This window comes from Kitasatospora sp. NPDC032757, assembly GCF_055579305.1.
The window spans coordinates 40,287-48,136 of the sequence record NZ_JBVINN010000058.1; the positions used below are offsets into that span (position 1 = coordinate 40,287).

Annotated in this window: 6 protein-coding genes, 2 pseudogenes and 1 riboswitch; of the genes and pseudogenes, 3 read left to right on the forward strand and 5 right to left on the reverse strand. The window is 74.5% G+C overall.

Features of this window, described 5'->3' with window-relative positions; all coding sequences use genetic code 11:
- Positions 1-41: 41 nt before the first annotated feature.
- From ACZ5WK_RS37265 to ACZ5WK_RS37285, 5 genes are all read right to left on the reverse strand, one after another.
- A complete protein-coding gene (locus ACZ5WK_RS37265; RefSeq protein ID WP_465554509.1) occupies positions 42-2,828 on the reverse strand; it encodes an ATP-binding protein in 2,787 nt (928 codons plus the stop codon).
- 214 nt (positions 2,829-3,042) lie between these two features.
- Entirely contained in the window at positions 3,043-3,774 is a 732-nt protein-coding gene (locus ACZ5WK_RS37270; RefSeq protein WP_465554511.1) for a heparin lyase I family protein, read from the reverse strand.
- Between the two features lie 213 nt (positions 3,775-3,987).
- Positions 3,988-5,409 carry a uracil-xanthine permease family protein gene (locus tag ACZ5WK_RS37275; protein ID WP_465554513.1) on the reverse strand — a complete coding sequence of 474 codons (1,422 nt, stop codon included), beginning with the start codon at positions 5,407-5,409 and terminating at the stop codon, positions 3,988-3,990.
- A 72-nt stretch (positions 5,410-5,481) separates the two neighbouring features.
- Positions 5,482-5,667 carry a hypothetical protein gene (locus tag ACZ5WK_RS37280; RefSeq protein WP_465554515.1) on the reverse strand — a complete coding sequence of 62 codons (186 nt, stop codon included), beginning with the start codon at positions 5,665-5,667 and terminating at the stop codon, positions 5,482-5,484.
- Positions 5,668-5,749: 82 nt separating this feature from the next.
- Positions 5,750-6,376, reverse strand: a complete 627-nt coding sequence (locus ACZ5WK_RS37285; RefSeq protein WP_465554517.1) for a hypothetical protein — start codon at positions 6,374-6,376, stop codon at positions 5,750-5,752.
- Between the two features lie 375 nt (positions 6,377-6,751).
- Between ACZ5WK_RS37285 and ACZ5WK_RS37290 the strand changes: the two are divergent.
- The 3 genes and pseudogenes from ACZ5WK_RS37290 to ACZ5WK_RS37300 all read left to right on the forward strand — a co-directional run.
- Positions 6,752-7,027, forward strand: a pseudogene (locus ACZ5WK_RS37290) (PTS transporter subunit EIIC); the annotation flags it as partial.
- Between the two features lie 139 nt (positions 7,028-7,166).
- Positions 7,167-7,308: riboswitch (SAM riboswitch) on the forward strand.
- A gap of 6 nt (positions 7,309-7,314) precedes the next feature.
- Positions 7,315-7,533 carry a hypothetical protein gene (locus ACZ5WK_RS37295; RefSeq protein WP_396461375.1) on the forward strand — a complete coding sequence of 73 codons (219 nt, stop codon included), beginning with the start codon at positions 7,315-7,317 and terminating at the stop codon, positions 7,531-7,533.
- A gap of 210 nt (positions 7,534-7,743) precedes the next feature.
- Positions 7,744-7,850: pseudogene (locus ACZ5WK_RS37300) on the forward strand (IclR family transcriptional regulator); the annotation flags it as partial.

Consider the following 7,850-nt stretch of genomic DNA (forward strand, 5'->3'; position numbering starts at 1 on the left):
CCACGGCGGCCTGAGCTCGCCTCGGCCCGCCACAGGCCGCCTCAGGCCGCCCCGCCCGTGCGCAGGAGGTCCCCGGCGCGGGCGGCCAGGCCGTCGGCGCCGCAGTGGGTGGCCAGCTGCAGTCCCCGGGCCAGGGCGGTACGGGCGGACGGAGCGGTGCCCAGCGCCTCACCGAGGTCGACCAGGGCGATCGCGTGCTCGTACCGGGCGGGTGACCGCTCCAGGTGCCGGACGGCCTCCGCGAGCAGCCCGGCCGCGCGCGGCCGGTCGTGTACCGCCGCGCAGAGCCGCAGAGCGCTGCCGACCGCCGAGTCCGTCCCGGACTCCCGGGCCCGGCGAACGGCCTCCTCCGCGAGGTCGCGGGCCCGGTCCGGCTGGTCGGGGGCGACCGCGCGCGCCAGGTGCCCGAGCCACGGCGCCCACACCGTGTTGCGCCACCCGCGCGCGTCCAGGGCCGCACCGGCGGCGGTCAGCGTCGCGGCCGCGGCGGGCGCGTCTCCCCGGGCCAGCAGGAGGCGGCCGTACAGCGTGGGGGCGTCGGGCAGCACCATCACCGTCGGGTACGGCGGGCCGAAGGCGTGGGTCTGCGCGAGCTCCAGGGCCTCGGCGAGCCGGCCGCGCGCGGCCAGGGTCTCGGCCAGCGCCCCGACCGCGTCCCAGTGCAGCGGGACGCCCGGACCTATCCGTCCGGCGATCCGCAGAGCCCGGCGCAGGTAGTCCTCCGCCTCCGCCAGGGCACCGCAGCGGAACCGGAGCATGCCGGTCAGCAGGTACGCGAAACCGAGGTGGCCGCCGCTCCACCCGGCGACCTCGTACGCGCGCACCGCCTCGGTGAACAGCTCCTCCGCCCGGTCGACGCGGTCGGCGTAGAGGTAGCTGATGCCGAGGATCCCGGGCAGCTCGAAGCCCCAGGTGGTGTTGGTCCAGCCGAGGCTTCGGGGCAGTCGGCCGTCCGGCAGCGCGGACTCGGCCAGGGCGATCGCCTCCTCGCGGTCCGCGCCGCGCAGCGTGAGGTCCCAGCAGCGCAGTACGGCCACCGCATGGGCCAGGCCATCACGTTCGAACAGGGCCTCGTCCGGAGTCGGCTCGCCGACCGTGCCGGTGTCAGTACCGGTACCGGCGTCAGTGCCGGTGTCGGTGAAGGCCAGACCGACCGTGCCGAGCATCCGGTCGAACTCCGCGAGCCGCCGGGAGCGGCCCGGGCCGTCCTCGTCCTCGAACTGGAACGCGGCGAACATGAAGTGGGCGACCTCCAGGCGCAGGCGGCCCGGGCCGGGCCCGGTGCGAGCGGCCTCATCCGCGCACACCACGGCGGCCTCGCCGAGCCGGTTGCTGTGGGCGAGGGCCTGGGCGAGCCGGAAGGTCGCGTCCACCCTGAGCTCGGGGCCCAGCCCGGACGGGTCCGCGAGCGCCAGGCGCAGCTGGTTGACCGTGGTCGCCGGGTCGGTGAGCAGTGCCGAGCAGCCGAGTTCGTAGAGCACGGCGGCCCGGTCCTCGTCGGCGGGCGGTTCGCTGATGGCGCGGCGCAGGCAGCGTTGGGCCGCCTCGGGCGCGCCGATGGCCAGGTGCTCGCGGGCGGCCCGGCGCAGCTTGCCGACGATCTCGCGGTCTCCGTCGGGCACGGTCTCCAGCAGGTGCCGGGATGCCGTCAGCAGACCGAGGCCGGCGTGCTCGGTCTCGACGGCGGCGACCCCGTGCATCCCGGTACGGGTGGCCTGCGGCATCGACCGGTAGACGGAGGTGGCGATCAGCGGGTGGACGAAGTCGAGCCGGCCTCCCGGCGTGCCGGTCAGCACCCCGTGCCGGCGCAGCTCCCGGATCGACTGGGCGGCGGTCTCCGGGCCCTGGGCGCAGATGACGGCGGCGAGGTCGGGACGGATGTCGGTGCCCAGCATGGACGCCGCCCAGGCGAACTGCAGCGTGGTCGGGCCCAGCTTGTCCAGCCAGTGACGGAGTGTCATTCCCAGTGCGGCAGCGGCGAGTTCGCGCAGCTGTCCGGTGCTCTCCTCGACCGGGTCGAGCCGGTGGTCGCGCACCTCGCGCAGCAGGGCGGCGGTCTCGTACGGGTTCCCGGCGGTGACCGCCCAGACGTGTCGGCAGAAGGCGTCCTCCGCCTGCGCGCCCAGGGCCGCGCGGACGAGGTGCGCGACCGAGGCCGGCTGGAGCGGGCGCAGTTCGTGCCGCCGGTCGGCCCTGCCGACCAGGCCGCGCTGCAGTGTCAGGGCGTCATCGGGGAACTCGTCGCGGCAGGCGAGCACGAGCAGGGCCGGCAGCTCCCGCGAGCGCAGCGCGAAGCCCGCGAGCCAGCCGAGCGACTCCGGATCGGCCCAGTGCAGGTCGTCGACGATCACGGCCACCGGCGCGCCCCGCTGCACGAGGCGGGTGAGCACGAAGTCCAGCCCGTCCCGCACCCCCTGTGGGTCGAGCTGTCCTCCGGGCGGCTGGAGCCCCACCGCCGGACCGACGATGTCCTCCCACGGTCCGAAGACCTGCGCCCGCTCCTCGTCGGAGAGGGCCGCCAGCACCGGCTGCACCAGCTGGCGCACCACGCGGAACGGCTCATGGCGCTGCCGCTCCCCGCCCCGGGCGAACAGCACCGTGCAACCCGCGCGTTTCGCCGCCCGTCGCACCTCGGTGAGCACCGCGGTCTTGCCAAGCCCGGCCGCGCCGGTGTAGAGCAGCAGCTCGCCGGTCCCGGCACCGGCGGGCCGGGTGAGCGCCTCGACCGCCTGCCCGGCCGACCGGATCTCCGCCTCGCGCTCGTGCAGCGGACAGCCGTCCTTGCCGGCCCCGCCGTCACCCCCGGCCCCGGGCCCCCCATCGGCCACCGTCGACTCCAATTCGTCGTTCCACGAACTTCGTTACCGCCGAGGCTACTGCCGAACGGACGACTCCGCTGCGGGCTTGACAATCCGCCCGGTCCAGCAAGAGTCTGCGGCCGGCCGTAGAGGTGGCCGCAGCGGGCCGAGGCGAACCCCCGGCCCGTCGTGCGTCATGGGCCGGTGGACCGGCCGGGGGCGGCTCGGCCGGTCCACCGGGCCGTCACGAACCGGCGGTGGCCGCCTCCAGGGTGGTCGCCATGACCGGGCTGGTGAAGGTGTTCGTCGCGTTCCCCGAAGAGGGGTGGTACGAGCCCCACTTGAGGTAGTTGCGCTCGCCGTCCCAGGTGGTGCCCTTGAAGGTGCCCGAGCCGGTGGTGAAGGTCTGCTTCACGCCGTCGAACCAGAAGTCGATGGTGCCGTCGGTGCGGCCCAGACGGATCTTCAGCGCGTACGAGTGCCACTGGTTGTTGGCGGTCGGCGCGGTCCACAGCGTGTGCGCGACGTGGTCGGTGTCCCACTCCTGGAGGCGGATGCGCCCGGTCGTCGCGTCGATCTCGATCGGGTGGTTCGCCGTGTCGGTGCTCGGCGAGCACTTGAGCTGGAAGACGTAACGGCTGTTCGAGTCCTTGATGTCCACCTTGGAGGACCAGCCGAGGTAGAAGGTGTCGCCCTCCTTCAGATCGGGGCCGAGCGTCTCGCAGCGCTCCTCGCCCGCGGCCTGGAACGCCCGCCACACACTGCCCTTGGCGGAGTCCTTGACGACCTTGAAGTCGCCCGACGCGCACTGGACGGCGGCGAAGGAGGACGGGCCCTTGCTGGTGCTCGGGGTCCACAGGACCTTGCCCGCCGCGGCGGCGGAGCTGCTGGCGGTGGCCGAGCCGCAGGAGATCGCGAGCGCCGTGAGGGCCACGACGCCGACGGCGGTCTTGCGGTGGTGGGACAGAAGGGACATGCCTCTCCCGGGTGATCGAGTGGCTTGGATCGGACGCCGTCCGGGCCGGTGGCCCGGACGCACGGAGCGATTCGATCACCTGACGGCTCGTCGGGCCAAGCGGGCCGACCGGCAGCTGCACTTTCGGGCAGTTCCACCGGTCGGCCGCGGGCACCGGGTCGGGGGCACTCGGGTGCGGGCACCCGGGGCAGGGGTGCCGCCGCGGGCGGGCCGCTACCGGGTGCGACGCTGCGCCCCGCCGCCCGGTTCCCCGGCGTCCTCGGTGCCCGCGTCGTAGGAGGAGGTGCCCTCGTCCAGCAGCGGCTCCTGCGACTTGAGGTGCGCGGGGGCCAGCGCTCGCAGCACGTGGTAGCCGACGATGACGACCAGGGTGCCCAAGGCGATGCCGCTGAGGCTGAAGGTGTCGGAGAACGTCATGGTGACGTTGCCGACGCCGATGATGATGCCCGCCGCGGCCGGCACCAGGTTCAGCGGGTTGCGCAGGTCCACCCCCGACGTCGTCCAGATCTGCGCGCCGAGCAGGCCGATCATGCCGTACAGGATGACGGTGATGCCGCCGAGCACCCCGCCGGGGATCGCGGCCACGACGGCGCCGAACTTCGGGCAGATGCCGAACAGCAGCGCGAAGCCGGCCGCGGCCCAGTAGGCGGCGGTGGAGTACACGCGGGTGGCCGCCATGACGCCGATGTTCTCGGAGTACGTGGTGTTCGGCGGTCCGCCGAGCGCGGTGGAGAGCATGGAGCCGACGCCGTCCGCGGAGATCGCGGTGCCGAGCTTGTCGTCCAGGGTCTGGCCGGTCATCTCCCCCACGGCCTTGACGTGCCCGGCGTTCTCCGCGACCAGCGCGATCACCACGGGCAGGGCCACCAGGATCGCGGACCACTGGAAGGAGGGGCCGTGGAAGGCGGGCAGGCCGACCCAGTCCGCCTTGCCGACGCCCGACAGGTCCAGGCGCCAGTGGTCGGTGAGGTGTCCGCTCGCGTCCACCGAGTGGATCTTCCCGAAGATCCGGTCGGACAGCCAGGAGATCCCGTAGCCGAAGAGCAGCCCGAGGAAGATCGCCACACGCGACCAGAAGCCGCGCAGGCACACCACGGCCAGCCCGGTGAACACCATCACCAGCAGCGCCGTCCACTGGTCCTGCGGCCAGTAGGTCGAGGCCGTGACGGGCGCGAGGTTGAAGCCGATCAGCATGACGACGGCGCCGGTGACGATCGGCGGCATCGCGGCGTGGATGATCCGCGCCCCGAACCGCTGGACGGCCAGGCCCACCAGGAACAGCGCCGCGCCCACCACGAACACGGCGCCGGTGACCGTCGCGCTGGTGCCGCCCTGCGCCCGGATCACCGCGGCCACACCGACGAAGGACAGCGAGCAGCCGAGGTAGCTGGGCACCCGGCCGCGGGTCGCCAGCAGGAAGATGACGGTCGCGACGCCGGACATCATGATCGCCAGGTTGGGGTCGAGCCCCATCAGCACCGGCGCCACGAAGCTCGCGCCGAACATGGCCACCACGTGCTGGGCACCGAGCCCCGCCGTTCGGGGCCAGGAGAGTCGTTCGTCGGGGCGGACGACCGCTCCCGGCGCGGGCGTACGCCCGTCACCGTGCAGCGTCCAGCGCACGCCGAGATCCATGGGGGGGTTCGCTTTCTCTGTACTTCCGGGGGACTGTCGCACCATTCTCGTGGTCACCGTGCCGCCCGTACGTCACCGCCCCCGCCCCTGACCTGCGCGCTCGCCCGGCGCGGGGCCGCTCGCGGGGCCGTCGCCGCCCTCGTCGAGGCCGCTGAGGCCGCCGCGCTCGCCGAGGTTGCCGAGGCCGCCGCGCTCGCCGAGGAGATCCGCCACGTCGTTCCGCCCGGCCGCGCGCAGCAACAGCCTGCCGCCGAACACCCTGTCGCCGGATCCGGACTGCGGACCCTCGGCTGCCCGCAGGTGCCCGATCCCTCCGACGGCGCGATGCCGGCCGGACCGGTCAGGCGCCGTCGGCCAGTCGGCGGCCCTGCTCCAGGAAGGCCATGATGCCGGCCACGCCGCCGAGTTCACGGATCGTCCGGGCGGCACCGAAGGGCGCGTTCCAGAACGCACCCTGCAGCGGGGCGGGCGGGCCGACGTACGCGTACGGCTCCGGCTGGAACGCGTCGCCGGGTGAGATGCCGTAGTTCACCTCACCGGCGGTCACCCCGATGTCGAAGTGCTCGGGCCAGATGACCGGGTCCGCACCCGCGAACAGCCCGCGCAGCGCGGCGTCGCCGAGCGCGAAGCAGTGCGCGAGCCGGCGGGCGGCGGACGGGTCCGCCTCGATGGCTTCGTCGGCGGCGATGCCCGGCCCGTCCTGGTACAGCCCGACGGGAGCGCCGACGGTGAGCCCGAGGGCCGCGCCGAGCGCGGTGCAGGTGGTCCGTTCGAGGGACAGCACCTGCCCGGGCGCGACCAGCTCCGCGCCGATCACCCGGAGCCGCGGCTCGACGCCGGTGGCGAAGCCGCCCGCACAGGCGCGCAGCCGGATCGTGCCGCCGGCCCGGTACTGGGGGCCGGCCAGGACCAGTTCGGCCACCGCGTGCAGGGCGCGGCGGGTGCGTACGACCGTCTCGGTGTCCATGAGGGCATGGTCTCCCAGGAGAGGGATCCGCGCGCGGTCCGGGCGGGGACGACACAACCGTGGATCAGGCTCCGCCTGCCACCGGCGGCGAGTTGCCCCGGGCGGCGAGGGAGGGAGCGCCATTCTGGTGATCCTCGGCTCGCTCGACGCTCCGGCCGCCGCCGCGTTTGCTCCATCGTTCCGTCGGTCGACCGCGCGACGCGCTCCGGCAGCTCCGACATTCCGCATCGAGCCCACGGAAGGCCCGTCATGTGCGACCACCGCGCGCACGCCGACACGGTGGGAGCCATCAACGTCCTACGGGCCGGGCTGGTCCGTCGCGAGGCCAACCCGGCTTAGCGAGAAGCCCCCGGATTCATCCGGGGGAGGAGTCACTCCGTCGCCCACTGCATGACCCGGCTGGGGCTCGGCCTGCGCGACCGCTCCCTGGTGGACGAGGAGAAGCTCCGCGCCCTTCCCGCCGTACTGGGCGTCGTCGAGGACGACACCTGCCAGATCGTCCTCGGCCCGGGCGTCGTCGCCCGGGTGGCACCCGAACTCCAGGCGCTCCTCGACGGGCGGCGGGAGCGGGAGGACGGCGGCGCCGCCCCGGGACCGGATGACGCCCGGGAGGGCCCCGGCACCGGTGCCGCCGTCGGCGCAGAGGACCTGGTGCGGGCCCCTGCCCGGTGGCTTCCGTGCGCGGACCGGGTCGGCTGCGGGAGGCGGCGACCCGTCTCGAACACCTCGCGGGCACCCGGCACGGGAGGCCGTTGGCAGAGCGGCGCGACCGTCTTGTATGGTTTCTGGCGAATCATCCAGAGGGGTGGAGGGACCGGCCCTACGAAGCCCCGGCAACTCCCCGGCCACGTCGATGCCCGACCACGGGCCCGACCGCCGGGATCAGTGCCAACTCCGGCCCGTCGCCAACGTGGCGCCGGGAGAGATGAGGAGAAGCGGTGCTTTCTCTGCCCTCCGTCGCCTGGGATCCGCGCGCGCTGAAGCGGCCCGCCCCGAGCGACGCCACCGGCCCGTCCGCCCCCGCGTCCCCGCACACGTCGTTCGCGGTACCGCTCACCGTGACCCGCGCCACGCCGCACGCCGGACGCCGCTCCACGGCGGGTGCCCCGGCGTGGGCCGCCACGCCGCCCCCCACCGCGGGCGCCCGCACGCGCTGACCGGACGCCCGCCCCTGGCCTCGGCCCCCCGGCCGCCGGGCGCGACGTGCTCTCCCCCACCCCTCCCCGGCTCCGACCGGCGGCCCCGCGACGACGCGGGACGTGCCCCACCCGACACACCGCCGACGGCGCCGCGCGCCGGTACCGCCTGCCGCCACCGTGCGGCCGGCGGGTCAACCGCGCCTCGAAGAAAGAGACTTGGTACTACCCATGGACAACAGCAGCGGCGTCGGCGTTCTCGACAAGGCCGCTCTGGTGCTCAGCGCACTGGAGTCGGGCCCCGCCACGTTGGCGGGGCTGGTCGCCGCCACCGGTCT